1 protein-coding gene and 2 pseudogenes are annotated in these 2070 nt (G+C 68.4%); 2 read left to right on the top strand and 1 reads right to left on the bottom strand.

Annotated elements, in window-relative coordinates; genetic code table 11:
• Positions 1-98: 98 nt before the first annotated feature.
• Positions 99-497, top strand: a pseudogene (locus ACIQOV_RS38925) (VOC family protein); the annotation flags it as partial.
• A gap of 41 nt (positions 498-538) precedes the next feature.
• Here ACIQOV_RS38925 and ACIQOV_RS38920 read toward each other — a convergent pair.
• Positions 539-808: pseudogene (locus ACIQOV_RS38920) on the bottom strand (transposase); the annotation flags it as partial.
• Positions 809-1510: 702 nt separating this feature from the next.
• On the opposite strand from ACIQOV_RS38920, the gene ACIQOV_RS38915 reads away from it, so the two are divergent.
• A partial coding sequence (locus ACIQOV_RS38915) for a hypothetical protein (protein ID WP_401055557.1) occupies positions 1511-2070 on the top strand: 560 nt, incomplete at its 3' end.

Here is a 2070-nt window from a genome sequence, read left to right as displayed (position 1 = left end):
ATCGCCGAGCATCGACCTCAGATATGTCCCCACCCATGACAGGAGCAACGACCGACCTGAACAACCGTCACGGTAGGCACCGTTGCAGTACTAGCGTGATGGCCATGGCAATCACCACTTCCACCGCATCCGTCACCCTCGAGGTGGCCGACCCCGAGGCTGCACACCGCTTCTACACCGCCTTCGGAGTGGACACGCATGTACGCCTGCGGGCGTCCGAGGCAAACTCCACCGGATTCCGCGGCTTCACCCTGGCGCTCACGGTGTCCCGGCCGACCACCGTCGACAGCTTCGTCGGCGCCGCCGTGGACGCCGGCGCCACAGTGCTGAAACCCGCCGCGAAGTCGCTGTGGGGCTACGGCGGCGTCGTCCAGGCCCCGGACGGGACGATCTGGAAGGTCGCGACCTCGGCGAAGAAGGACACCGGCCCGGCCACCCGCGAGATCGACGAGATCGTCCTCCTGCTCGGCGTCGAGGACGTGAAGGCCAGCAGCAGACCAAGGGTGTCAACCACGATGTGGCGCTTGCGCCCGTTGACCTTCTTACCGCCGTCGAATCCCCTGGTCACAGCCGGCACCGATGCGGCGCCTTTCACCGACTGGGCGTCGATGATCCCCGCCGTCGGCTCCCGGTCGCGGCCGACCGCCTCGCGGACCCGATCCCGCAGCCGGTCGTGGAACTCGGCCGTCAGGCCCTTATCGCGCCAGCGTCGGAAGAAGGCGTAGACGCGGTCCCATGCGGGGAAATCCGCAGGCATCGCCCGCCACGTGATACCGCCCGCGACCACGTAGCGCACCGCGTCGACCATCTGCCGATGACAGAAGCCCTCCGGCTGTCCACCCGCCCCTCCAACCAGCCCGGCACCGGCAACGCGGCACGGACCTCGGACCACTCGGCGTCCGTCATGTCCGACGGATACCGGGGCTCCCGGCTCGGACGATTGCTCGCATTCCCGTACAGGTGGGCGAGGCAGTCACACGACCGGGAAGGCGAGTTGGACGACGCGATGGACAGCACGAAAGACCCCAACACCAGGGCCTCCTGACACTCGAATGGAATCGACATCCACGAGCTGTTCGGGAGGCCCTGCCGTCATACCAAGACCGCCGAAAGATCACCCAGACGGGCACCCATAGTCGAACTCACGCCTACCATGATCGATAGAGCAACGACTTCTAAACAGTGCAGGATGACAGCCTGCTGGGTGTACGCCTCGACAGCCACGTGCACCTCGCGGAGAGTGCCAGAGTCGGAGTCCCGAGGGGTGACCGAGACGAACAGTTGTTCCCCCTGAGGGCGCTGAGACACAGCCTGGACAGTCAAGTCCCCGTGCACTACGCCAACTTGGATCACCGAGCGGGCCCTGCTGCGGGAGAAGTGGTTGAAGACCTCTGGAGACTCCTCTGCCATGGGCCCCACACTACGGGTCACACCAACCTCGGTTGCCATGAACGATCGCACGGGACCCGCCCCGGACACTCCCTTCGCCTGCCTGTGACACCCTGAGCCCATGCACACCCCAGCCGACGCGTCCACCCCGGGCCTCCACCCCGATCCCGAGCAGGTGCTCACCGACTGGCTGACGACCACCCCGCTCGGCGACAGCGCCCAGCTGAACTACCCGCGCGAGGTCAAGCGCTGGATCGCGTACATCGGGGACCGGGTCTGGGCCGCCGGCGGCCGCGACGTCAAGGACTGGGCCGCTGCCGCGGACAACGCCCGCACCCGCGCCTTCCTCGTCAGCGCCGTGCGCGGCTTCTACCAGCACGCCCAGCGCTTCGACCCCGGCATCGTCAACCCCGCCCCCAAGACCCTGCGCCCCTCCGTCGCCGACCTCCCCGGCCGCCCCGCCCTCACCCGCGCCGAATCCACCCTCTACGTCTCCGCACTGGACCGCTACAGCGGCCTGATGCCCCACCGCGCCCGCGCGCTCGGCTACCTCGTCCTCGGCCGCGGCCTGCGCGCCCACCAGGCCGTCGCCCTCGACGTCGAGGGCATCGTGCGCGAGCAGCACCGCACCACCGCCCTCGTCACCCTCAAGGGCGGCGGCACCGGGTTCCAGGAGCTCCC

Source organism: Kitasatospora sp. NPDC091257, from assembly GCF_044757675.1.
GTDB classification, from domain to species: Bacteria; Actinomycetota; Actinomycetes; order Streptomycetales; family Streptomycetaceae; genus Kitasatospora; species Kitasatospora lactacystinica.
Note: the sequence above shows the minus strand (reverse complement) of the source record. Positions and strands in the feature narration are given on the sequence as shown.